The sequence below is a fragment of the Nocardia sp. NPDC050406 genome (assembly GCF_044459025.1).
Classification (GTDB): Bacteria; Actinomycetota; Actinomycetes; order Mycobacteriales; family Mycobacteriaceae; genus Nocardia.
In genome coordinates this window covers 343,276-365,981 of the sequence record NZ_JBITIM010000004.1, presented here as the reverse complement: position 1 = coordinate 365,981, position 22,706 = coordinate 343,276, and the positions used below count along the sequence as shown (strand labels likewise).

Annotated in this window: 20 protein-coding genes; 14 read left to right on the top strand and 6 right to left on the bottom strand. The window is 68.4% G+C overall.

Features of this window, described 5'->3' with window-relative positions; translation table 11 throughout:
• Window positions 1-128 precede the first annotated feature (128 nt).
• The 3 genes from ACIBH2_RS30405 (at window position 129) to ACIBH2_RS30395 (ending at window position 3,394) form a co-directional block, all read left to right on the top strand.
• On the top strand, window positions 129-2,321 hold the full coding sequence (locus ACIBH2_RS30405; protein ID WP_397123706.1) for a transglycosylase domain-containing protein: 2,193 nt from the start codon (window positions 129-131) through the stop codon (window positions 2,319-2,321).
• Between the two features lie 166 nt (window positions 2,322-2,487).
• Complete coding sequence (locus tag ACIBH2_RS30400; RefSeq protein WP_397123704.1) at window positions 2,488-2,958, top strand: GyrI-like domain-containing protein; 471 nt, start codon at window positions 2,488-2,490, stop codon at window positions 2,956-2,958.
• Between the two features lie 4 nt (window positions 2,959-2,962).
• Entirely contained in the window at window positions 2,963-3,394 is a 432-nt protein-coding gene (locus ACIBH2_RS30395; protein WP_397123702.1) for a GyrI-like domain-containing protein, read from the top strand.
• 114 nt (window positions 3,395-3,508) lie between these two features.
• On the opposite strand, the gene ACIBH2_RS30390 is transcribed toward ACIBH2_RS30395, so the two are convergent.
• Complete coding sequence (locus ACIBH2_RS30390; RefSeq protein WP_397123700.1) at window positions 3,509-4,594, bottom strand: inositol-3-phosphate synthase; 1,086 nt, start codon at window positions 4,592-4,594, stop codon at window positions 3,509-3,511.
• The gene (locus tag ACIBH2_RS30385) at window positions 4,587-5,144 is read right to left on the bottom strand and encodes a PadR family transcriptional regulator (protein WP_397123698.1); all 558 of its coding nucleotides are present in this window, start codon (window positions 5,142-5,144) and stop codon (window positions 4,587-4,589) included. The genes ACIBH2_RS30390 and ACIBH2_RS30385 overlap by 8 nt, the downstream gene beginning before the upstream one ends.
• Before the next feature lie 175 nt (window positions 5,145-5,319).
• Here ACIBH2_RS30385 and ACIBH2_RS30380 point away from each other — a divergent pair, with 175 nt between their 5' ends.
• From ACIBH2_RS30380 to ACIBH2_RS30370, 3 genes are all read left to right on the top strand, one after another.
• Window positions 5,320-5,733, top strand: coding sequence for a DUF5318 domain-containing protein (locus ACIBH2_RS30380; protein WP_397123696.1), 414 nt, complete (start codon window positions 5,320-5,322; stop codon window positions 5,731-5,733).
• Window positions 5,734-6,285: 552 nt separating this feature from the next.
• The gene (locus tag ACIBH2_RS30375) at window positions 6,286-8,610 is read left to right on the top strand and encodes a transglycosylase domain-containing protein (protein WP_397124277.1); all 2,325 of its coding nucleotides are present in this window, start codon (window positions 6,286-6,288) and stop codon (window positions 8,608-8,610) included.
• 93 nt (window positions 8,611-8,703) lie between these two features.
• On the top strand, window positions 8,704-10,332 hold the full coding sequence (locus tag ACIBH2_RS30370; RefSeq protein WP_397124275.1) for a glycosyltransferase family 87 protein: 1,629 nt from the start codon (window positions 8,704-8,706) through the stop codon (window positions 10,330-10,332).
• 50 nt (window positions 10,333-10,382) lie between these two features.
• Here the strand turns inward: ACIBH2_RS30370 and ACIBH2_RS30365 are convergent, their stop codons facing one another.
• A complete protein-coding gene (locus ACIBH2_RS30365; protein ID WP_397123694.1) occupies window positions 10,383-11,774 on the bottom strand; it encodes a TerD family protein in 1,392 nt (463 codons plus the stop codon).
• 145 nt (window positions 11,775-11,919) lie between these two features.
• Here ACIBH2_RS30365 and ACIBH2_RS30360 point away from each other — a divergent pair, with 145 nt between their 5' ends.
• The 8 genes from ACIBH2_RS30360 (at window position 11,920) to ACIBH2_RS30325 (ending at window position 18,362) form a co-directional block, all read left to right on the top strand.
• A complete protein-coding gene (locus ACIBH2_RS30360) occupies window positions 11,920-12,543 on the top strand; it encodes an AIM24 family protein (RefSeq protein ID WP_397123692.1) in 624 nt (207 codons plus the stop codon).
• A gap of 12 nt (window positions 12,544-12,555) precedes the next feature.
• Window positions 12,556-13,260, top strand: coding sequence for an AIM24 family protein (locus tag ACIBH2_RS30355; RefSeq protein WP_397123690.1), 705 nt, complete (start codon window positions 12,556-12,558; stop codon window positions 13,258-13,260).
• Window positions 13,261-13,516: 256 nt separating this feature from the next.
• Window positions 13,517-14,257, top strand: coding sequence for an AIM24 family protein (locus tag ACIBH2_RS30350; protein ID WP_397124273.1), 741 nt, complete (start codon window positions 13,517-13,519; stop codon window positions 14,255-14,257).
• Window positions 14,258-14,337: 80 nt separating this feature from the next.
• Entirely contained in the window at window positions 14,338-15,141 is an 804-nt protein-coding gene (locus tag ACIBH2_RS30345; RefSeq protein WP_397123688.1) for a hypothetical protein, read from the top strand.
• Between the two features lie 76 nt (window positions 15,142-15,217).
• On the top strand, window positions 15,218-16,219 hold the full coding sequence (gene dhaK / locus ACIBH2_RS30340) for a dihydroxyacetone kinase subunit DhaK (RefSeq protein ID WP_397123686.1): 1,002 nt from the start codon (window positions 15,218-15,220) through the stop codon (window positions 16,217-16,219).
• Window positions 16,220-16,221: 2 nt separating this feature from the next.
• Window positions 16,222-16,836, top strand: coding sequence for a dihydroxyacetone kinase subunit DhaL (dhaL, locus tag ACIBH2_RS30335; protein ID WP_397124271.1), 615 nt, complete (start codon window positions 16,222-16,224; stop codon window positions 16,834-16,836).
• Window positions 16,833-17,573 (top strand): dihydroxyacetone kinase phosphoryl donor subunit DhaM, encoded by a 741-nt coding sequence (gene dhaM, locus ACIBH2_RS30330; RefSeq protein WP_397123684.1) that lies wholly within the window; start codon window positions 16,833-16,835, stop codon window positions 17,571-17,573. The genes dhaL and dhaM overlap by 4 nt, the downstream gene beginning before the upstream one ends.
• 33 nt (window positions 17,574-17,606) lie before the next feature.
• Window positions 17,607-18,362 carry an isocitrate lyase/phosphoenolpyruvate mutase family protein gene (locus ACIBH2_RS30325; RefSeq protein ID WP_397123682.1) on the top strand — a complete coding sequence of 252 codons (756 nt, stop codon included), beginning with the start codon at window positions 17,607-17,609 and terminating at the stop codon, window positions 18,360-18,362.
• Here ACIBH2_RS30325 and ACIBH2_RS30320 read toward each other — a convergent pair.
• Genes ACIBH2_RS30320 through ACIBH2_RS30310 form a run of 3 tightly spaced genes read right to left on the bottom strand, consistent with a single transcriptional unit; the run spans window position 18,325 to window position 22,702 of the window.
• Window positions 18,325-19,182, bottom strand: coding sequence for an HAD family hydrolase (locus ACIBH2_RS30320; RefSeq protein ID WP_397123680.1), 858 nt, complete (start codon window positions 19,180-19,182; stop codon window positions 18,325-18,327). The genes ACIBH2_RS30325 and ACIBH2_RS30320 overlap by 38 nt on opposite strands.
• Window positions 19,182-21,581, bottom strand: a complete 2,400-nt coding sequence (locus ACIBH2_RS30315) for a phosphoribosyltransferase (protein WP_397123678.1) — start codon at window positions 21,579-21,581, stop codon at window positions 19,182-19,184. Before ACIBH2_RS30315 ends, ACIBH2_RS30320 begins: the two co-directional genes overlap by 1 nt.
• Window positions 21,578-22,702 (bottom strand): HpcH/HpaI aldolase/citrate lyase family protein, encoded by a 1,125-nt coding sequence (locus tag ACIBH2_RS30310; protein WP_397124269.1) that lies wholly within the window; start codon window positions 22,700-22,702, stop codon window positions 21,578-21,580. The genes ACIBH2_RS30315 and ACIBH2_RS30310 overlap by 4 nt, the downstream gene beginning before the upstream one ends.
• Window positions 22,703-22,706: the final 4 nt, after the last annotated feature.

The following is a 22,706-nucleotide window of genomic DNA, read 5'->3' as shown; positions in this document are numbered from 1 at the left end:
CGCGGCGGATCGGACCGGCAGGGCCAATATTCCGGCGGTATCCGGGTGTTCCACTAGCATGGGGCGGGCCGCAGGGTGGGTCGCGGCGCTTCTCCCGTACGCACGCTTTGTCGACGCTCCGGAAGGAGATGCTCGTGAGCTCGTCCCGTAAGCGGCCCCAACAGGAACCGCCGCCCTACGCCAGCATGGCGGGGTGGAACGAGCAGGCGCTGCGGGGGCAGGCCGCGCATCGGGGGGCCAAGCCGCGGCGGCGGGCGAAACCGGCCAAGGAGGCGCGGCCGCGGCGGCCGCGGACACGGGCACAGCGGGTGCGCCGGGTGTTGGTGTCGTTCTTCCTGATTTTCGTGGCGGTCCCGGCGATGGTGCTGGGGCTCGCCTACTGGAGTGCGGAGATCCCCGATCCGACCTCGGTGCAGACCAATCAGATCGCCACCATTCTGGCCGCCGACGGCACCAGCGTCATCGCGAAGGTCGTTCCGCCCGAAGGCAATCGGATTCCGGTCCCGCTCAGCGAGGTGCCCGAGCCGGTGCGCATGGCCATGCTCTCCGCCGAGGACCGCGACTTCTACACCAATCCCGGCTATTCGCTCGCGGCCTTCCTGCGCGCCGCCCGCGACAATCTGACCGGGCGCGAGGACGCGGGCGGCGGCTCCACCATCACCCAGCAATACGTGAAGAACGCCTTCCTCAGCTCCGAGCGGACCATGAACCGCAAGATGCGCGAGCTCATCATCTCCGCCAAGATGGCCCGCGAATGGTCCAAGGACGACATTCTCGCCGCCTACCTCAACACCATCTACTACGGCCGCGGCGCGTACGGCATCGCCTCGGCGGCCAAGTCCTACTTCGGCAAGGCGGTGCCGGAACTCACCCTCGGCGAGGGCGCGGTGCTGGCCGCCCTGGTGCGCACCCCCTCGGTGCTCGACCCCGAAACCCACCTCGACGAATTGAAGTACCGCTGGGCCTATGTGCTCGACGGCATGGTGGAGATGGGCGCGCTCTCGCGTACCGAACGCGCCACTGTCGCATTCCCGCCCATCGTTCCGGTCACCGACATCGTGGACGACAATTCCGCGCGCGGCCCGGAGGGACTCGTGCGCGCCCAGGTGCTGCGCGAGCTGCGCGCCTCCGGGATCAGCGAGCACGAGCTCAATACCGGTGCGCTGCAGATCATCACGACCATCGACGCCCGCGCCCAACAGGCGGCGCTGGATTCGGTCGGCAACGTGCTCGGCAGGCAGCCGGGCGAGCTGCGCACCGCGGTGGTCTCCATCGATCCGCGCAGCGGCGCGGTGCGCGCCTACTACGGCGGCGCGGACGGTATCGGCTTCGATTTCGCCCAGGCCCCGCTGCAAACCGGTTCGGCCTTCAAGACTTTCGCGGTCATCGCCGCCCTGCAACAGGGCATCGGCCTGGACTACAAGCTCGAAAGCACCCCGGTCACCGTGAACGGCGAGAAGGTCACCAACGTCAACGACGAGTCCTGTGGCACCTGTTCACTGGCGGAGGCCTTCAAACGCTCGCTCAACACCAGCTTCTACCGCCTGTCCCAAGCCCTGTTCGGCGGGCCGAAGTCCATCGCCGACGCCGCGCACCAGGCCGGAATTCCCACCGAGATTCCCGGCGTTCCGGGCAAAACACTCACCGAGGACGGCGGCCCGCCGCTGCCCTCCATCGTGTTGGGCGCGTATTCGGTGCGCCCCATCGATATGGCCTCGGCCTACGCCACCATCGCCGCGCACGGCAGCTACCGCCAGCCGTACTTCGTGCAGAAGGTGATCACCGGGGACGGCCGGGTGCTGCTGGACCGCGAGAACGGCGCTGGGCAGCCGCAACAACGCTTCTCGGCCGCGGTGGCCGACACCACGGCCAGCGCCATGCTGCCCATCGCGGGCTACTCCAACGGCCACGCGCTCGCGGGCGGACGCCCCTCGGCCGCCAAGACCGGTACCACCCAACTCGGCGACACCGGGCAGAACAAGGACGCCTGGATGGTCGGCTTCACCCCATCGCTCTCCACCGCCGTCTGGGTGGGAACCGAACAGTCACAACCGATTCGGACCCGGGGCGGCGCGGCGGTCTACGGCTCCGGACTGCCCGCCGATATCTGGAAACAGACAATGGACGGTGCGCTGGAAGGCACTCCCGTGGAACAATTCCCGAATCCGGAACCGGTCGGCGGCACCACACCGCAGGGCGGGTTCGACATACTCAACCCACAGCCAGGGAGCCAAGAGGAACCCGTGGTGATCATCCCGCCCGACCCGCAGCCGCGGCAGGTCGAGATCTTCCCCGGCCTCAGCATCCCGGTTCCCGGCTGAAACCCATTTACTGTTGATCATGAATAACGGTTAGCGGACCCATCCGCGCTCACCCACCGATATGGTGGAACCGGCCACCGGTGCCGACCATCGATCGGGGCGGTGGCAGGATGCGGGTGGGAGCAGATGCGGGTGGGATACAACGCGAGACATAGGGGCGACGCCGGTGGATTTCAATGTCGTTGAACGCCACGAAACGCTGGTAGCCGGAACGGTGCTACGCAGTCCGGCGCTCGCGGTCGAGGGACCGCGCCGCGCGAAGGTCGAGGAGGCGTGGAAGCGCAACCTCGCGCGTAGCCTGCCCGGACCACCTGCCACCGCGTACGTCGACCACGCGCCCGAGATCGGGTCCTACCTCACCCATATCGTCGGCTACCGCTGCGAAACCCTCGACGACCTGCTGCCCGGCGATGTGCTGGCGCGCATTCCGGCGGGGCTGTTCGCGCGCTTCACCCGCACCGGCGACGACCTGGGCGACACCATCGTCTCCATCTGGCGCGCGGTGTGGGATCTCGAGGCCTCCGGCGCGATCGTGCGCGCCTACACCGGGGACTTCGAGCACTACCCCGATATGCGCACGGTCGAGGTGTTCGTGGCACTGGATCCGAACTCGACCGACGGTCGGGCCGAGGCGTAGGGGGATGGCTGTGGACTTCGAAATCGTGACCCTGGACGAATCGCTCATCGGCGGCCTGACCGTGCCGCTGGCCGGGCGCGAGGTCACCGCCCGCGACCTGGACCTGGTCAATTTCACCTGGGACCGCTACCTGTCCCGGGAGAAGCCGGTCGGCCGGGTGGCGGCCTATATCGGCCAGAACGACCACGCGGTCGCCGTACTCGGCTACGAACTCACCGGCCTCGACGAGCTGGATATCGGCGATGTGGTGACCCGGATTCCGTCGGGCCGCTACGCGAAATTCGTTGTGACGGACAAGCCTTACGACCTGCTGCGCACCGCGTGGGCCAAGGTCGCCAAGGCCGAGAGCGCGGGCACCATCACCCGCTCGCACACCGCCGAGATCGAGCGCTACACCGGACCGGCCTCGGTCGAGGTCTACGTTTCGCTCGACTGAAACGCTTGCCCCGCTTGGGGTTTCGCATCCCACGCACCGAGAGTGGGAATTCCCACAAAGAAAAAGCCCGGTCGGATTTGTACCGACCGGGCTTCCCTCATCTCGGAGCCGAAACTAGTCGGCGTCGATGATGAACGCTTCCAGCTGCGCGCGGGCCACATCGTCCGCGAGCTGCTTCGGCGGGGACTTCATGAGGTACGCCGAGGCCGGGATGACCGGTCCGCCGATACCGCGGTCGAGGGCGATCTTGGCGGCGCGCACCGCGTCGATGATGATGCCCGCCGAGTTCGGCGAGTCCCACACCTCGAGCTTGTACTCCAGGTTCAGCGGCACGTCACCGAAGGCGCGACCCTCGAGGCGCACGTAGGCCCACTTGCGGTCGTCCAGCCAGCCGACGTGGTCCGACGGGCCGATGTGCACGTCGTTCGCGCCCATCTCCTTCTTCAGGTTGCTGGTGACAGCCTGGGTCTTGGAGATCTTCTTGGACTCCAGCCGCTCGCGCTCGAGCATGTTCTTGAAGTCCATGTTGCCGCCGACGTTCAGCTGCATGGTGCGGTCGAGCTGCACACCGCGATCCTCGAACAGCTTGGCCATGACGCGGTGCGTGATGGTCGCGCCGACCTGGGACTTGATGTCGTCGCCGACGATCGGCACGCCCGCGTCGGTGAACTTCTGCGCCCAGACCGGATCGGAGGCGATGAAGACCGGCAGCGCGTTGACGAAGGCCACGCCCGCGTCGATGGCGCACTGCGCGTAGAACTTGTCGGCCTCTTCCGAACCAACCGGAAGGTAGGAGACGACGACGTCGACCTTGGCATCCTTCAACGCCTTGACCACGTCGACCGGGTCGGCCTCGGACAGCTCGATGGTCTCGGCGTAGTACTTGCCGATGCCGTCGAGGGTCGGGCCGCGCTGCACGGAGACGCCGGTCGGCGGCACGTCGGAGATCTTGATGGTGTTGTTCTCGCTGGCGAAGATCGCGTCGGACAGATCGAAGCCGACCTTCTTGGCATCGACGTCGAACGCGGCGACGAACTTCACGTCGCGAACGTGGTAGGGCCCGAACTTGACGTGCATGAGGCCCGGAACGGTCGACGTCTCGTCCGCGTCCTTGTAGTACTGCACGCCCTGGACCAGGGAAGATGCGCAGTTACCGACGCCGACGATGGCCACCCGTACTTCGGTGTTGATGTCACTCATGGCCGGTATTTCCCTCTTTCTGTGGTGCCGCCTTCGTCGATTGCTCTGCGGCAATCAACTCATTGAGCCAGCGCACTTCGCGCTCGCTGGATTCCAAACCGAGTTGATGGAGCTGACGGGTATAGCGATCGAGCTGCCCACTGGCTCGCTTTATCGCCTCCCGCAGTCCCTCTCGGCGCTCCTCGACTTGCCTGCGCCGCCCCTCCAGAATTCGCATCCGCGCCTCCGCGGGGGTGCGATTGAAGAAGGCCAGATGAACGCCGAAGCCGTCGTCGGTGTAGTTCTGTGGTCCCGTATCGGCCAGCAGTTCGGCGAACCGCTCCCGACCGGGGTCAGTCAGCTGGTAGACCCGCCGGGCGCGGCGAGTGACCACCCCCTGCGGACTCTCCTCCGCGATGAGACCGTCGGCCTGCATACGCCGCAGGGTCGGATACAGCGACCCGTAGGAGAAGGCCCGGAACGGACCCAGCAGACCGGTCAATCGCTTGCGCAGCTCGTAGCCGTGCATGGGCGATTCGAGGAGCAGCCCGAGGATTGCCAACTCGAGCACCGGGCCTCACCCCCTCCTGACTGTTCTCTTCAGACCTAACCGATGGATGCGATTCCAAACTATATCGGAGCGATACATCTGGCGCGCAGTCACGGCGCTACGCGCGCGTGGCCGGGTGAGGGCCGTCTCAAACTGGCCCCGCGAGCCGGGCTGGGGAGCAAGTACTCTGGGTGCCGTGCGAATACAGCGGCAGGTAGTGGACTATGCGCTTCGGCGTAGGTCGCTGCTCGCCGACGTCTATGCGGGTCGCGTCGATGTCGCCGAGGTGTGTGATGCCAATCCGTACCTGTTGCGTGCGGCGAAGTTTCACGGCCGGGGGAGCGAAGTCACATGCCCGATCTGCAGGAAAGAGCAGCTCACTCTCGTATCGTGGGTGTTCGGCGACGGGCTGGGACAGGTAGCGGGCTCGGCCCGCACCCCGGAGGAACTGGTCCGCATGGCCGAGTCTCGCGAGGAGTTCTCGGTACATGTCGTCGAGGTGTGCCGGACCTGCAGCTGGAATCATCTGGTGCAGTCCTATGTATTGGGCAGTGCAACCGATCCCGCACCCCGTCGACGCGCTGGTACCCGCCGTACCGCCGCCGAATGAGAGGCCTCGCAGACCGCTGAACGCGGAGCACGCCTGTGCCCGAACCGCCACGAGCGTGACCCGCCCGAGCTACCCGTATTAGTCGAGTTATTGGAGATCCTGGCTGTGAATTCGCCCTACGACGACGGACCGCAACGCGGCCGCCCCCAGCGCGGCGGTTCCCAATCCGGCCCCGGCGGCTACCCGCCGCCGCGTCCGGCAGGACCGCCGCCGGGACGCCAGCCGGGTGCGGGGCGTCCGGGGGCCGAGCCGACTCGACGGGCGCCGGGCGGCAGCGCGGGCGGCTATCCGCCGCCGCGCCAGCCCCAGCCGGGCCGAGGTCCCGCGCCGCAGGGCGGACAGCCGCCGCGGCGTCCGGGCCCGCCGCCGCAGCGACCCGGGGGGCCGGAGGCGACGCGTCGGGTGAATCCGGATGCGACGCGCAAACTACCCAATCCGTCGGGGGCCAACCAGAAGGTGGACGTGGCCGCTGCGAATCGCGCTCCGGGACGGTCGAATACGGCGGCTCGCCCGCGACCCACCAATGACCGCGCCCGCCCCGGCTCCGGTGCGATGGCGGCGGCCCCTCGGCGCGGCCAGGCTGGCCCACCGTCCGGACCGCCCCCGCGCCGTCCCGGTGGGAACGGCAGCGGCGGTGGTCGCGGCGGCGGCCGCGCGGGTTCGGGAAAGAAGAAGTCGCCGTGGCGGATCGTCCGCCGCGTCGTCTACGTGATGATGGCCCTGGCCATCATCGTGCCGAGCACGGTCTTCCTGATCGCGTACTCCACGGTGTCGGTGCCGCAGCCCGGCGACCTCAAGAACAACCAGGTCGCGCTCATCTACGCCAACGACGGCACCACGGTGCTGTCGAAGGTGGTGCCGCCGGAGGGCAACCGCACCGACGTCACCATCGACCAGATTCCGCCGCATGTGCGCAATGCCGTCATGGCGGCCGAGGATCGCGACTTCTACACCAATCCGGGCTTCTCCTTCACCGGTTTCGCCCGCGCGCTGCGCGACAACGTGATGGGTAAGGAGACCGCCGGTGGTGGTTCCACCATTACCCAGCAGTACGTGAAGAACGCGCTGGTCGGCAATGAGCGATCGCTCAGCCGCAAGCTGCGCGAGCTGGTGATCTCGGTGAAGATGGCGCAGGAGTGGTCCAAGGACGACATTCTCACCGCGTACCTGAACACCATCTACTTCGGCCGCGGCGCGTACGGCATCGACGCCGCCGCCAAGGCGTACTTCGGAAAACCGGTGCAGGAGTTGACCGCCAGCGAGGGCGCGGTGCTGGCCGCGACCATTCAGCAGCCGTCCAACCTGGACCCGGAGAAGAACCCCAAGGGTGCGCAGGAGCGCTGGAACTACGTGCTCGACGGCATGGTCTCCAGCGGCAATCTGCCCGCCGCCGAACGCGCGGGCATGCAGTATCCGGAGGTGGTTTCGGCCTCGGCGGCCGGTGACAAGAGCCTGGACCAGGGGCCCGAGGGTCTGATCAAGTCGCAGGTGCTCAAGGAGCTCGAATCCGCGGGCATCAGCGAGCACGAGCTCAATACCGAGGGCCTGCAGATCACCACGACCATCGATCCCAAGGCGCAGCAGGCGGCCGTGGACGCCGCCGAGAAGAATATGAGCGGCGAGCCGGAGAATCTGCGCACCGCGGTGGTGTCGGTGGATCCCAAGACCGGTGCGGTGCGCGCCTATTACGGCGGTACCGACGGCCAGGGCTACGACTTCGCGGGCGCGGGCCTTCCGGCCGGTTCCTCGTTCAAGGTGTTCGGCCTGGCCCAGAACCTGGAGATGGGCAAGCCGCTGTCCACCATGTACGACTCCTCGCCGGTCACGGTGAACGGCATCAGGATCACCAACGTCGAGGGCGAGCAGTGCGGCACCTGCACCATCGCCGAGGCGCTGAAGCGGTCGCTGAACACCAGCTTCTACCGCATGATGATGGAGATGGGCGGCAACGGCCCGCAGAAGATCGCCGATATGGCGCACAAGCTGGGCATCCCGGAAACCATTCCGGGCGTTGGCAAGACGCTCACCGAACCGGACGGCTCCGGTCCCAACAACGGCATCGTGCTGGGCCAGTACCAGGTGCGCCCGCTCGATATGGCCTCGGCGTACGCCACTTTGGCCGCCTCGGGCATGTACCACGCACCGCATTTCGTCTCCAAGGTCGTGGCCTCCGACGGCACGGTCCTGCTCGATCGCGGCGAGGTCGCCGGTGAGCAGCGGGTGTCGGCCGCCGTCGCCGACAACGTGACCGCCGCCATGAAACCCATTGCGGGATGGTCGAAGAACCACGATCTGGCCGGTGGCCGTGTCTCGGCCGCCAAGACCGGCACCAACCAGCTCGGCGATACCGGTGAGAACCGCGACGCCTGGATGGTCGGCTACACCCCGTCGCTGGCGACCGCCGTATGGGTCGGCACCGAACAGGGTGAGAAGCTGCGCAATGCCAACGGCGGCATGATCTACGGCTCGGGTCTGCCCTCCGATATCTGGAAGGACACCATGGACGGCGCGCTGTCGGGCACGCCGAAGGAGGACTTCCCGAAGCCGGGCGCCATCGCCGGTCAGGCGGGTGTGCCGTCCTGGACCGCGCCGTACACCGCACCGTCGAGCACCGAGGCGGCGCAGCCGCCGGTGGTGATCACCCAGACGCCGGTGGAGATTCTGCCCGGCCTCACCATTCCGCTGCCGGGCCTCGCGCCGAATCCGCAGTCACAGCAGAACCGACCGCAGAATCAGCCGCAGAACAATTCGAATCAGTCGGATGAGACCGGCCCGCTGCCCGGCCAACCGGTCGCGCCGTCGGACGGAGCACCGACCACCACCGCGCCGGTACCGAGTGGTGCGGGCCGACCGAACGGGAACGGGAACGGCCGGTAGCCTCTTGCCGTGATCGAGCAGGACTTGGTACACGCGCCGCTGGCCGACGAGCATTCGTCGGCCAGCGGCGGTGCAACAGGCGGGGGCGGACCGATTCGACAGACAGCCAAGCACTATGCGTCACCGGCGCCGTTGGCCCCGGATTTACGCTCGGCCGACGAGCGCGACAAGCCCAGCCGCAACGATTCGCTGGTGGCGCAGTTGGCCACGATGACCGGCGGGCCGGTCGGGGATCACGCCCTGATCGGCCGGGTGCGGTTCTGGACGCCGATGCGCGTCATGTTCGCGCTGGCCGTGGTGATCCTGGCACTGAGCTGGGGCGGTAAGGCCCCCTGTATTCAGCAGACCGCCCCCGATGCCGACGGCGTGGTCGGGCTGGATTGGAACAATGGCCGCCAGTACATCGCCCTGTGCTACTCCGACACCGTGCCGCTGTACGGGGCCGAGTACCTGAACGAGGGCGCGTTCCCGTACAAGAAGCAGTGGACCGAATTCGGGGCGGACGGGAAACCGCAGGTCCGGTACATGGAGTATCCGGTGCTGTCCGGGCTGTACCAGTACGGGGCCATGCAGATCGCCAAATCCTATGACGCGGTCTCCGAGAAGTGGGACCTGCCAGGGGCTTTGGAGGTGGTGCTGTACTTCAACGTGGTCGCCCTCGGCTTGGCCATGGCCTGGCTGGTGACCCTGTGGGCCACCGCGCTGCTGGCCGGGCGGCGGGTGTGGGATGCCGCGCTGGTGGCCTGCTCACCCCTGGTGCTGGTGCACGCGTTCACCAATTTCGACGCGCTCGCAACGGCTTTCGCCGCGGGCGGGCTGCTGGCCTGGGCGCGGCGCAATCCGGTGCTGGCCGGGGTGCTGCTGGGTCTGGGCGGTGCGGCGAAGCTGTATCCGCTGCTGCTGCTCGGGCCGATTCTGATCCTGTGCCTGCGCGCCGAGCGTCTGGGCGAGGACGAGGACTACGGCTTCGGCTCGACGTGGAATCGGCTGGGGCCCTTGCGCACCGGCTTGGCCGCCGTCGCGGCGGCGGCCGTGACGTGGGTGCTGGTGAATCTGCCCATCGCGGCGCTGTACCCGAGGGGCTGGTGGGAGTTCTTCCGGCTCAATACCGAACGCCACGCCGACCCGGATTCGCTGTACAACGTGGCGACCTCGTTCACCGGTTGGCCCGGTTTCGACGGGCCGCTGAAAGCCGGTGAGACGCCCTCGATCCTGAATCTGGTGTCGCTGCTGCTGTTCCTCGGCGCCTGCGCGGCCATCGCCTGGATCGCGCTCACCGCGGCTCGACGACCCCGGGTGGCGCAGTTGGCCTTCCTGGTGGTCGCGGCCTTCCTGCTCACCAACAAGGTGTGGAGCCCGCAGTACTCGCTGTGGTTGGTGCCGCTGGCCGTGTTGGCCCTGCCGCATCGGCGAATTCTGTTGGCGTGGATGACGATCGACGCGCTGGTGTGGGTGCCGCGCATGTACTACTACCTCGGTGAGGACCGCAAGGGACTGCCCGAGCAGTGGTTCACCGGGACCGTGGTGCTGCGCGATATCGCGGTGGTGGCGCTGTGCGTGCTGGTGATACGCCAGATCTACCGGCCCGCAGAGGATCTCGTGCGACGCGAAGGCGTGGACGATCCGGTCGGTGGCGTACTGGACGGCGCACCGGATCCCGAACGGCCTTGGCTGCCAACACAACTGCGGCCGAGAACGAGCAAGGCCCTGGTACCCGTGTAACGAACTGTGGGACCGGCGCGACAGCGTCGGTCCCACAGTCGTTTTCGTGCTCAGCCGCCGATGAAGCGTGCCAGCTGCGGCACCGCCTCGCCCGGGTGCTTGGCCTGGAAGCCCTCGCCGATGGCCTCCATCTTCCAGTCCGCCCCGGACTTGTACACCTTCGCCATCGCCATGGCGGTGAACGGCATACCGCCAGCCAGGGTGTAGCGCGCCATCTCCTTGTCGGTGGTGCCGTCGACTAGGCGGCAGAAGGCGTTGGCGACCTGTTCGAAGGTGTGGCCCTTGTAGGAGGTCACGATGAACAGCAGCGTGGTGACCTGGGCGGGCAGCCGGGTGAGGTCGACCATGATCTGCTCGTCGTCGCCAGCGCCCTCACCGGTGAGATTGTCACCGGAGTGGCGGATGGAGCCGTCCTTGGAGAGGAGGCTGCCGTAGTAGACGACATCCACCAGGTTCATATCCGCGAACATGATGACCGAGGCGTCCAGGTCGATATCCACCGCGCGGCTGCCGAACATGCCGCCGCGCTTGACCGGATCCCAGCCCAGGCCCATCTTCACGTAGCTCAGCGCCGCGCCGCCCTCCTTGCGGAGGTTGACGCGCTGGCCCTTGACCAGGCTCACCGCGCCGCCGGACTTGGGCAGATCACGGTCGGGGGCGGGGCCCGACGGCGCGAAACCCTGACCGCTCGGGGGCGGATACCCGGGACCGCCCGCGGGGGCGCCCGGCGGATAACCGCCCGTGGGCGCGTAATCCGTTCCGGGAGGCGGATATCCGGTGCCCGGCGGCGGATATCCGCTCGGGTCGGCCGGAGGCGGGTAGCCCTGACCGGGCGGAGGGTACCCGCCGGTGGGCTGGAACTGCTGCGGCGGCGGCGCGGGCGGCGGATAGGCCTGACTCGGCGGCGGGGGAGGCGCCGACTGCTGTTGTGCCGCAGGCTCGTTCACCTGCACCCCGTGGTCGGTGACCAGCGCCGCGAAGCCGCCCGCATACCCCTGTCCGACGGCGCGCACCTTCCAGGAGCCACCGCGCCGATACAGCTCCAGCGCGATCACGATGGATTCGCTGCTGAGCCCCTCGACCCGGTACTCGAACAGGCGGTTTCCGGCCTGATCGGAGACGTAGGCGACCGGCGCGGGAATCTGTCCGAAGCTACCGCCGGGCGTGTCGAGGGTGATGACCGCGCGAATCTGGGCGATATCGGCGGGCACCCCCGACAGCGAGACCGCCAGTGCGGCGGGCTGTCCCGACGGCGCGGGCTGCAATTGCACACCCGGACCGGTGGGTTGGTTGAAGAAGACGAAATCGGCATCCGACCGGACCTTGCCGTTCTCGGTCACGAGCAGCGCGGAGACATCCGCGGGTGCGCCGATCTCCACCGAGACGACCACGTCATTGACGGTCAGCGGGCCGTTCTGGCCCTTAACCAAAGTTGCGGACAAGATCGACCCTTCGCTTGTCGGTGCTGTCGAGTGCCACTCTACGAGAAACACGACGTACCTGCGCCGGACCTTTTCGGCTAGGGTGGCGGCACAGTCCGAGATACACCGGGACTCCAGGCACCTACGGCGGGGACACGAAGTACCGATGGCGCAGTTGTTCGAAAAATCGAAAAAGGTGATCGAAGCACAGCTCGCCGGGAGCAGTATCCGGGCGATCGCGGGGTCGATGGTCGCCTACGAAGGCAATGTGCAGTTCAAGAGCGCCGGTTTCGGCGGCGGCGACGGTGTGCTGGCGGGTCTCAAGCGCCGCGCCACCGGCGAATCGCTGTCGCTCATGGAGTGTTCCGGCAACGGGCGGGTGTACTTCGCCGTGAACGGCCAGAACGTCACCGTCGTGAACCTGAACAACGAGACGCTCCAGGTGGAGTCGCAGCAGCTGCTGGCCTTCGCCGGAAATCTGCGCACCGACGTGACTTTCGCGGGTCTGCGTGGCGGTGCCACGGGTGCGGGCCTGTTCACCACCAAGGTGAGCGGGCAGGGCCAGGTGGCGCTGTTGTCGGCGGGCGGGCCGCTCATCCATCTGGAGGTGTCGCCGCAGTACCCGCTGGTGGTCGACCCGGATGCGTTCGTGGCGGCGCGCGGCAATGTGAATCAGTCCTTCGTGACCGATGTTTCGTGGCGCTCCGTCGTCGGCCAGAGCGGCGGCGAGGCCTTCTCGCTGCGCTGGGACGGCCAGGGCGTGGTGTTGATTCAGCCCGCGGAGCGGTGAGGATTTCACGCGATGTTCGAAAAAGTGAACGGCAAAGTCGTCAAGGTGAATGTCGGTCAGGCGGGCGGCGTGGTGGCGCGCACCGGCGCGATGCTCTTCTACCAGGGCGATATCTCCTTCGCCCCGCATCAGGTTCCCGGCGCCAACCAAATGGGCGGTATGGGCGGCCTCATGGGGATGGCGGGCCGCATGATGGCCGGTGAGCACGAACGCACCATGCTGGCGCAGGGCAATGGCGAAGTGCACTACGGCTTCGCGGGCCTGGAGGTCCAGGTGGTGCAGATGCAGCCGGGCGCGACCCTGCGCGTGGAGGCGTCGCGCCTGCTGGCCAATACCGCGAACCTACAGAGTTCGATTGTGTCCGTGATGAGTTCGGGCGGCGGCCAGGGCGGTCGCGGCGGCGGCATCATGGGCGCGATTCGCGGCGCGGCCACCGGTGCGCTGACCGGTCAGGGCATGTTCACCACGCAGCTGACCGGACAGGGGGCGGCGGTGCTGCTGGGCCACGGCGGCTTCCTGGAACTACAGGTGGGCGGGCCGAATCCGGTGGTGGTGGACCCGCAGGCCTTCGTGGCCGCCTACGGCAATGTGCAGACGGAGCTGAAGACGGCGATGAGCTGGCGCGACGCGGTCGGCCGCGGCGCGGGTGAGGCCATGCAGCTGCACTGCGTCGGCCAAGGCGTCGTATACGTACAGGCATCCGAAGAGAAGCTGTGAAGCGATGAGTTACCAGAATCCAGGCGGATACCCGAATACCCCGGGCGGACAGCCGAATCAGGGCGGCTACCAGCAGCCCGGCTATCAGCAGCCGCCGGGCGGCTACCAGCAGCCGGGGTACGGCCAGCCCGCGCCCGGCGGATATCAGCCCGCCCCAGGGGGTTACGCGCCACAGCCCGGGTATGCCGATCCCGCCCAAGGCTTTCCGAATCCTGCCGCCGGTTATCAGGGCGAGGCCCCGCAGATCCTCAATCCGATGAATCTCGGTGAGAGCGACAACATTCCGGGCAACAGCTACGCCTACAACATCGACCTGACCGGCCCGTGGTTCATGCGCAAGGGCGCGATGATCGCCTACTACGGCGATATGCGGTTCCAGCCGCTGTCGCACGGGCTGCAGGGCAATCTCATGCACATGGTGTCGCAGCAGTTCTCGGCCCCGCTGTTCAGCGGCGACTACGTGGTCGCCGAGGGCCACGGGAAGCTGATCATCGGCGACCGCGGCTACGACATCAACTCCTACGACCTCGACGACGGCAATCTGACCATTCGCGCCGCGAACCTGCTGGCGTTCGAACCCGGTCTGTCGCTGAACCAGTCGATCGTCCCCGGCTTCCTCACCCTCATCGGCACCGGCAAATTCCTGGCCTCCTCCAACGGCCCGGTCATGTTCGCCGAACCGCCGCTGCGGGTGGATCCCGAGGCGCTGGTGGGCTGGGCGGACTGCCCGTCGCCGAGCCATCACTACGACCAGCGCTGGGTGTCGAGCTTCCTCGCCGCCGGTGCCGCGCGCTTCGGCGTGAACTCCGGTGAGGAGCGCCAGTTCGACTTCACCGGGGCGGGTACGGTGCTCATCCAGTCCAGCGAGAAGGTGCTCGACGACTCGCATCTGGTGCGCACCATCGAGGGCCAGTTGCAGACCGGTATGACCCCCGGTGGCCTGCAGCGACTCCAGAGCGTGATCATGCAGCAGTTGGGCGGACAGCAACACCGCTGAGTGGTGGCACTCGTGCGGGCGTGCCGGTTGTCGGCCGCAGGTGACCCGTTCGGTCGTTCGCTCATGGCAGGATCGGCTGGGTGAGCGACGGTGGAGTCGATCCGACGGGAACGCACGAGGAGTATCTGCGGGCGTTCCGGCAGCCGGGCGTGTCTTCGCAACAGCTGCACGATCTGCTCGACGCCGTGAACGTCTTCCTCGATACCGTCACCCCGCGCGAGGGCGAGTACGTGCCGCACGGCGGGTGGGCACCGGAATCGACCGCCCTGGCCTTCCGGATAGGCCGCGCCGTGGAGCAGGTGCTGGCCGAGCGCGAGGAGGCCGATCGGGAACGGGTGCGGCGGCGCGAGATTCGCGATCGGCTGGTCACGGCGCTGGACGCGGTGCTGGACTGCCTGCGCGCGCTGCCCGATCTCGCCGAGGTGGAGGTCGATCTGGGCAGTACGGCCATTCACGAGGGGTTCCAGGTCTACGAGGACGGCTCGGTGCGCACCACCCGGGCGCAGGAGCGCGGCGCGGATATGGGTGAGCTGGAGTCGCGCCGCGCCGAACTCGACGAATTGATGACCGAGGCGGTGGCCAAGCGCACCGGGCTCATGAACGACACCGCCGAGGTGGTGCGCGAACAGCTCGGCGTCGCACCGGACGGGGTGGGCATCCCCTGGGTGCTGGTGGCGGCGGCCAAGGGCGGGCTCGATATCTCCGAGCCGTTCGAATTCGCGGCCCATCATCTGCCGACCTCGCCGCTGCGCGAGCTGGTGGTGCAGTTGGTCGCCGATATCGAGCTGGCCAACACCCTCGAGGACGGCACCGCCATGGTCACGGGCGGCACCAAGACCCTCGATGGCGAGACCGCGTCCGACGACGCCGCGAACACCGAATAACGGTCGAATCCGGAGCATTCGGGCGGTGGCGGTGGCAGCCTGAATCCGAACGGTCCTTCGGCGAAGGGGTGATGCGGTGAAGAAGCTCATCAACGGTCCCGCCCATGTGGTCGAGACGGCGCTGGCCGGAATGGCGGCCGCGCATCCCGATCTTCGGGTCGATGTGAAGCAGCGGCTGGTGCTGCGCGCGGACGCGCCGCGGCCGGGCAAGGTGGGGCTGGTCTCCGGCGGCGGTTCGGGGCACGAACCGCTGCACGCCGGATTCGTGGGATTGGGCATGCTCGACGCCGCGTGTCCCGGCGAGATATTCACCTCGCCGGTGCCGGATCAGATTCTCGCGGCCACCGCCGCCGTGGACGCCGGGGCGGGGGTGCTGCACATCGTGAAGAACTACACCGGCGATGTCATGAACTTCGAGATGGCGGCCGAGCTGGCGGAGGCCGAATCCGGGTCCGAGGTGGTGGCGGTGATCGTCGACGACGATGTGGCCGTGCGCGACAGCACGTTCACGGCCGGGCGGCGCGGGGTCGGGGCGACCGTGCTGGTGGAGAAGATGGCCGGGGCGGCGGCCGAACAGGGTATGCCGCTGGCGGAGGTGGCGCGGGTGGCCCGCACCGTCGACGACCGCTCGCGCAGTATGGGGATGGCCCTGACCTCGTGCACGGTGCCCGCCGCGGGGCATCCGACCTTCGAACTCGGTGACGACGAGATGGAGATCGGCATCGGCATTCACGGCGAGCCGGGCCGCGAGCGGGTGCCGCTGGCCCCGGCGCGCGAGGTGGCCGCCATGCTGATGGAGCCGATCATCGCGGATCTGCCGTTCCGCGGTGGGGATCGGGTGCTGTGCTTCGTGAACGGTATGGGCGCGACACCGCTGCTCGAGCTGTACCTCATGTTCGACGAGGTCGCGCGAATACTGCGCGGCCAGGGCATCGAGATCGCCCGCTCGCTGGTCGGGCCCTACGTCACGTCGCTGGAGATGGCGGGCTGCTCGGTCACCCTGACCCAGCTCGACGACGAGCTGATCTCGTTGTGGGACGCGCCCGTTCGCACACCGGCCCTGCGCTGGGGAGTGTGAGCATGGGCATCGACGCGGCGTCGTGGGTGCGGACCTTCGCCGCGCTCATCGAGGAGAACGCCGAACAGCTCACGGCCCTGGACGCGGCCATCGGCGACGCCGACCACGGCGACAATATGCGGCGCGGTATGACGGCGGCGGTGGCGGCGCTCGAGGAGTCGGGGGCCAGCGATCCGGCGCAGGTGTGCAAGCAGACGGCCATGGTGTTGATTCGCAGTATCGGCGGGGCGAGCGGGCCGCTGTACGGGACGTTCTTCCTGCGGTGCGCGAGCGCGCTCGAAAGTGGTTCGGACACCGCGGAATTGGCGAAGGCGCTGCGCGCCGGACTGGACGGCGTGGTGGCGCGCGGCAAGGCCGAGCCGGGCGACAAGACCATGGTGGACGCGTTGACTCCGGCCGTCGACGCCCTCGACACCGCGCTCGCCGAGGGGGGCTCGGCGGCCGAGGCGTTCGACGCCGCCGTGCGCGCCGCCGAGCAGGGCCGTGATGCCACCACCGCGCTGCTCGCCCGCAAGGGCCGCGCCTCCTACCTCGGCGAACGCAGTGTGGGACATCAGGATCCGGGCGCGACCAGTGCCGCCCTGCTGATTCGAGCCGCCCGCGAGGCACTGCGATGATCGGCCTGGTCGTCGTCTCGCACAGCCGCGCGCTCGCCGACGCGGCCGTCGCCCTGGCGACGGAATTGCTTCCGGCCCAAGGCGTTCGGATCGAAGTCGCCGCCGGGTTGGACGAGCGCACCTTCGGCACCGACGCGGTGGCGGTGGCCGGGGCCATCGCGGCGGCGGACTCCGGGGACGGGGTCCTGGTGCTCATGGATCTCGGCAGCGCCGTGCTCTCCGCCGAGACCGCCCTCGATCTGCTCGAGCGTCCACACGAGGTGCGCCTGTGCGGGGCGCCCGTGGTCGAGGGCCTGGTCGCCGCCTTGGCCGCCGCCGGTGGCGGGGCCGATCTGGAAACCGCCGCACACGAAGCCCATCGCGCGTTGGACGGCAAACGCGCCCAGGTCGGTGAGACCGCCACACCCGCGACGAGCGAGGCGGCTATCCCCGCACCGCCCCAGGAGGTGCGCGCCGACGTGGCGGTCAGCGACGAACACGGCCTGCACGCCCGGCCAGCGGCGCAATTGGTCTCCGCCCTGCGGGATCTGGACGCGCAGGTGCACCTGCGCAATGCCAGCACCGGCGCGGGACCGGTGCCCGGCAACAGCCTGAGTCTGGTCATGACCTTGGGCGCGGAGCGGGGGCATACGGTCACGGTCACCGCCACCGGTCCGGAGGCCGCCACCGCCATCGAACGCATCCGCGCCCTGCTGAGTGGCGCAGATCACGGACCGAATGGCATGAACCACCCATAGCGCCAAGCGGTCCGGAGGCGCAGGATCGAGGGCATGACCGAACTGAAGGACAAGGCGGCGGCCTTCCTCGCACTGCACCGGCCCGGCGACCCGGCGATCCTGCCGACGGTATGGGACGCGTGGTCGGCGACGCTGGTGCAGGAGGCCGGTTTCGCGGCGCTCACCGTCGGCAGTCATCCGCTCGCCGACTCCCTCGGCAAGAGCGACCAGGAGGGCATGGACTTCACCGATGTCCTCGCCCGCATTCGTGAAATCACCTCGGCCGTGGACATTCCCGTCTCGGTCGATATCGAATCCGGCTACGGCCTCGAGGCCGCCCGGCTCATCGACGGCCTGTTGGAGGCGGGCGCGGTGGGCCTCAATATCGAGGACACCGTGCACAGCCAGGGCGGTCGCCTGCGCGACCCGCAGGAACACGCCGATCTGGTCGGCGAATTGCGCCAGTGCGCCGACAAGGCGGGCGTGCACGTGGTGGTGAACGCCCGCACCGACGTCTTCCTGCGCGCCGCCGCCGAAGCACCGGCCGATCGCCTCGAAAGCGCCGTCACCCGACTGAAATTGGCCGCCGAAGCGGGCGCGGACGTGCTCTACCCGGTGGGCCGCCACGAACCGGATGTGCAACGTCGCCTGTGTCGCGAACTGCCGCTTCCGGTCAACGCCATCGGCCTGCCCGAGGTCGGCGACCGCGCCTACTTCGCCGAATTGGGCGTCGCCCGAGTGAGTTTCGGGCCGTTCCTACAGCGCGCGCTGGCTACCGAGGCGAATCGCCTGCTCGACCGCTGGCGCTGAGGAACCAGTCCACCATCTCCTCGCCCGCGAGAATGCCCGCGGTACGGGTGATGGTGAGATTGGGGTGGGTGAAGTTCAACTGCTCCAACTCCCCGTGCCGGGGACGAATGGCCGAGTCGGCGGCGCGCAGCATTTCGGCATCGAGCGCGCCGTCACCGGCGGCCAGATAGGTTGCCGAGGTATCGAGTTCTCCGGATTCGGTGAGGCGGCGGCGCACCTCGGCGACCGCGCGGCTCTTGCAGACCACTTTCGGCATGGTGTAGATCTTGCGGCCCTGTTGGGAGGCGGACCACCCGCGCGCCTGGCACCAGCTGTCCCATTCGGCGAGGAAATCGGCGGGGACGAGCTTGGGTTTCACCACCAGGTAGCAGAACAGGTGGTCGGCGATCCGGAATTTGGTCGCCCAGGAATCGTCGATGCGGCCGCGCAGTTCCGCGCTGACTTCGGAGAGCGTGGCGCTGGCGGCGCGCACCTCGGCGTCGAGGTCGATGCGCCAGCGCATATCGGGTACGCCGTTGACCAGGATATTGCCCCCATTGCTGGTGACGGCGTAACGCCAGGGGGCGCCGGGTAGTCGAATCCGGTTGAACTGCTTGATGGTTCGCGTGGTCGTCGGCACGACCGCGGCGGGCTCGGTGAGGGTCCGCATCCGCTGCGCCGCCGTGGTCGTCATGAACGACAGGGGTGCGCCCTCGAGATGTTCCACGCAGACGGTGCGCAGGTTCGCGTCCGCGCCGAAGGCATTGCGCGAGTAGATCATCGTGCGGTCCAGATCGGTGGCGATCAGGGTATTGCGGGATAGCGCCGGTCTTCGAACCATTACTGCTTCACGTCCTTGATCAGTCCCATACAGGCATACGCCAGATCGGGTACGACTTCCACCGGCACCCCGCGCGCCCGCGCCAGCAGCCGGATGTGTGCGTGGTCGGGGGCGTGCTCCTCACGCACCAGCACCTTCCAGGGCATACGGCGCAGGAGTACGCGGGTGGTCTCGCCGACACCGGGTTTCACGAAATTCACGCTGGAGATGCCGTACTCGGCCCGCACCTTCTCCACCGACGCCCAGCCCGCCCAGGTGGGGGTGCGATCGGAAGCCAGCACGGCGGCAACGCTTTCCGCGACGCGGGGGCGCACCGCCTCGAACTTGGCGCTCACCTGGTCGAGCAGGCGGCCGGAGACATCGTCGGCGGCGAGGTCGCGGTAGAACTTCGCGCCGTGGAAATCACCCGGCAAGATCAGGGTGTCGTTGAGCACCGTGCGCGAAACCAGCCCGGAGACCGTGGAATTCAGGCAGGCGGAGGCGATGAGGAAGTCATCGCGGGTGCCGTAGGTGCGCACGCAAGCCCCCGGGTCGGCGAGTACCGCCAACTCGTCGTCGAATCGCGCGCCACCGGCGGCGTGGTAGGCGTCGAGGGCCTCGGAGAGTTCGCGGGTGATCGCGCCCTTGCCGGTCCAGCCGTCCACGAAGACGACCTTCGACGGATCATGGTGGCGGGCAAGGTAATCCAGCGCCGTGGCGTCGATGCCGCGATCGCGCACGATGGACACCGCGTAGTGCGGTGCGTCGAGCGCCGGTGAGCGGAACCGCAGCCACCGGCGCATGAGGATCCCCACCGGCGTCCCGGCGCGCGCCAGCGACACCAGCACGACATCCTCGCCGCGCTCGGCCACCACGAGTTCGGCGACCGTGGCGACGGCGAGGGCCAACCGCTCGGCGCTCTCCTCGAGCACCCGGTCGAACAACTCCCGATACGCCGCGTCGGGCTGATACTCCACGGGCAGCGATTCCGCGTAGTGCGCCTCGCCCGCCTGAATCCGCTGCTCCCGTTCCGCCACCTCGGCTTCCAGGTCGACGTCGGACAGATCCTTGAGCAGCCACGCCACCTCGTCGGGGGCGTAGGAGCCGAAGTCGGGACCGCGCAATGGTTCGGGCAGCGCCGCGCGCGCGGCATGCAGTGCGCGGGGGTCCGCACCGGGGATGACGGCGAGCGCGACATCCGCGCCGGAGGCGGTCAGCACATCGATGAGCCCGCCCGGGCCGGTGAGCCGGTCGGTATCGGCGGGTTCGTCGATGACCACCAGCAGAATCGGATCGGACAGCCCGGGTTCGGGCCATCGCGCGTTGTAGAGGAAGCGCGGCGCGTCATCGGGTTCCGGTGCGGTGAAACGGAATCCGCGACGCAGCGGGTAGCCGGGTTCGTCCAGCACATAGGCCGGGGAGCGGGTGGTGGTCTGGTACCGGGTGGGGATGCCGTCCTCGGCCAGCGCCGCCGCCAACCGCAGCGGCAGGTACATGAGCTCCTCGTGGCCCAGCACGATCACCGGCCGCACCTCGTCGGCACGGCCGGTGCGCGACGGCACCGCGGCCAATTCCCGACGCAACCGCTCGGCCGCTACAGCCACGGCGGTGTCGAAAGCCGGTGCGTCCGAGGACAACAGGCCGTGCCGTCCGCCCTCGGGCACGGTGTTGGGCCACGGCAGCTCGATCCGGGTGAACGAACCGCGTTCGTCCGACACCGGGTTCAGTTCCGGATCGGGCAGTGCCGCAACCGCATCCACCAGACCGTCGGGGAGCAGGGTCTGGCCGGTCGCCAGGCAGACGGTGTCGATGCGCGCGCCGAGTTCGGCGGCGGCCTTGTCGAACGCGGTGCGGTCGGCCTCGGTGCGCATGTCCACCAGCGAGGCGAGGATGTAGTGGGAGCGCGGCATGAATTCGTGCAGCGCCCGGATGGCGTCGATAGCCGTTGCGCCGGTGGAGATCTCGTCGTCCACCAGCACCATGGGCAGGTCGTTGGCGAAGATCCGCGGGGGCATGGGCTGCAAGAGGTGCGAGGTGGCGTGCGAGTGCCCCTCCTCGAAGCCGGTCAGCGTCCGCGCCCCGGGGACGTCGCGCCGCGTGGAGTGCAGATAGCACCGCGCCTCGATGCGCGCGGCCACACAGTGCCCGAGACCCGTTGCGGTCTCGGCGAATCCGAGCACCACGGCGGGACCGTCGAGCAGCTTCAGCACCAGGTCACCCAACCGGTTCCCCGCGTCGATCACCCGATGCGGATCGGTCGGCAGGTGCTTGCCGAGCACGGTCGAGACCAGCAGGTGCGCCCGGCGCGGGTTGCGCCGCAGCCCCGGTTCGATCAGTTCGGCGATACTCCACTCGGCCAGCGCGTCCTCGTGCCGCAGTGCCAAACCCAGTTCCCGTGTCGCCCACGGCGCGAAACTCACAATGCCACCAGTACTTTCAGCAGATCCACGAACGACACACCCTTGTTGGTGACACCGAACACCCGCGCGCGCAGCAGGGTCTGCAAGGCCCAACTGCGGTGCGGGCGCATCTCGTTCATCTTGTTGCGATACTCCGAGGCCGCCACTCCCCCGGCGTCGGCCTCCAGAATGTGCAGCGCGTCGGCGTACTCCTCGTGCGTGACCACCGACAGCGCGTGCACGGCCGCCACGTGCGAGGGGTGGATGACGGTCTTGCCCTGGATGCCATTGGCGCGGTCGAGGGTGATCTCGCGCAGCAGCCCGTCCAGATCCCGGCTGACCAGGTACTGGCGGAACGGCACCGCATCCGATTCGGCGAACGGCGAGGTGCGCAGCAGCGGCCGGAACATGCGCTCGTGATCGGCGAAGTACTCCCACACCGGCCCGGTGATGGTGAAGCCCGTGCCGTCGGTGCGGCCCAGATAGTTCACGATATCGGCGATGACATCGGCCACCACCCGCACGTCGTAGATGGTGAGATCGCGGTCGCGCCGAATACCGAAGGTGGAGCACATATCGGTCGCCCCGACCCGCACCGCCAGCACCCGCTCCCGGTGTTGGGACAGCAGTTCCTGGATGTGGTTCAGCTCGTGGTCGCGGGTCTGCCGGTGCACCAGCGCCCGCGATTCCAGCACCGGCATGCCGAAGACGGTGCGCCCCAACCGTTCCGAGGCCTCCGCGACGGCGTCGAGGTACTTGGCCCCGCTGCCGCTGTCGAATTTCGGGAAGACGAATCCGGTGAGCGCGCTGGCCCCGCCGCCCAGTACGTCCACGATCTCGCCGACGGTGTCGGCATCGCGCACCCGCACGAACAGCAGCGGATGAGCGTCGGTGCCCGCCGCCAGGGTGTCGAGGGTGGTCGCGACCGCCCGCTTGCCCAACTCCAGCTCGTGATCGGCGACGGCGTCCTCGAGGTCGATGACCATGGAGGTCACCCCGCGCTCGGCGCGCCGGGAGATGGTGGCGGCCAGATCGGCGCGGGTGGCGGGCACGTACAGCGTCGCGCCCAGGGCCATGGCCAGCAGGTCGCGGTCGGTGGAGCCGCCGAAGGCCTCGGGGGCGCGGTGGAACATGTGCCGCATCTCG

Coding starts and splice junctions, on each gene's coding strand:
- ACIBH2_RS30405 (WP_397123706.1), top strand. CDS start 129: ATGCTCGTGAGCTCGTCCCGTAAGCGGCCCCAACAGGAACCGCCGCCC.
- ACIBH2_RS30395 (WP_397123702.1), top strand. CDS start 2,963: ATGGCTGTGGACTTCGAAATCGTGACCCTGGACGAATCGCTCATCGGC.
- ACIBH2_RS30390 (WP_397123700.1), bottom strand. CDS start 4,594: ATGAGTGACATCAACACCGAAGTACGGGTGGCCATCGTCGGCGTCGGT.
- ACIBH2_RS30375 (WP_397124277.1), top strand. CDS start 6,286: ATGGCGGCGGCCCCTCGGCGCGGCCAGGCTGGCCCACCGTCCGGACCG.
- ACIBH2_RS30360 (WP_397123692.1), top strand. CDS start 11,920: ATGGCGCAGTTGTTCGAAAAATCGAAAAAGGTGATCGAAGCACAGCTC.
- ACIBH2_RS30355 (WP_397123690.1), top strand. CDS start 12,556: ATGTTCGAAAAAGTGAACGGCAAAGTCGTCAAGGTGAATGTCGGTCAG.
- ACIBH2_RS30350 (WP_397124273.1), top strand. CDS start 13,517: ATGAATCTCGGTGAGAGCGACAACATTCCGGGCAACAGCTACGCCTAC.
- dhaL (WP_397124271.1), top strand. CDS start 16,222: ATGGGCATCGACGCGGCGTCGTGGGTGCGGACCTTCGCCGCGCTCATC.
- dhaM (WP_397123684.1), top strand. CDS start 16,833: ATGATCGGCCTGGTCGTCGTCTCGCACAGCCGCGCGCTCGCCGACGCG.
- ACIBH2_RS30325 (WP_397123682.1), top strand. CDS start 17,607: ATGACCGAACTGAAGGACAAGGCGGCGGCCTTCCTCGCACTGCACCGG.
- ACIBH2_RS30320 (WP_397123680.1), bottom strand. CDS start 19,182: ATGGTTCGAAGACCGGCGCTATCCCGCAATACCCTGATCGCCACCGAT.
- ACIBH2_RS30310 (WP_397124269.1), bottom strand. CDS start 22,702: ATGCGGCACATGTTCCACCGCGCCCCCGAGGCCTTCGGCGGCTCCACC.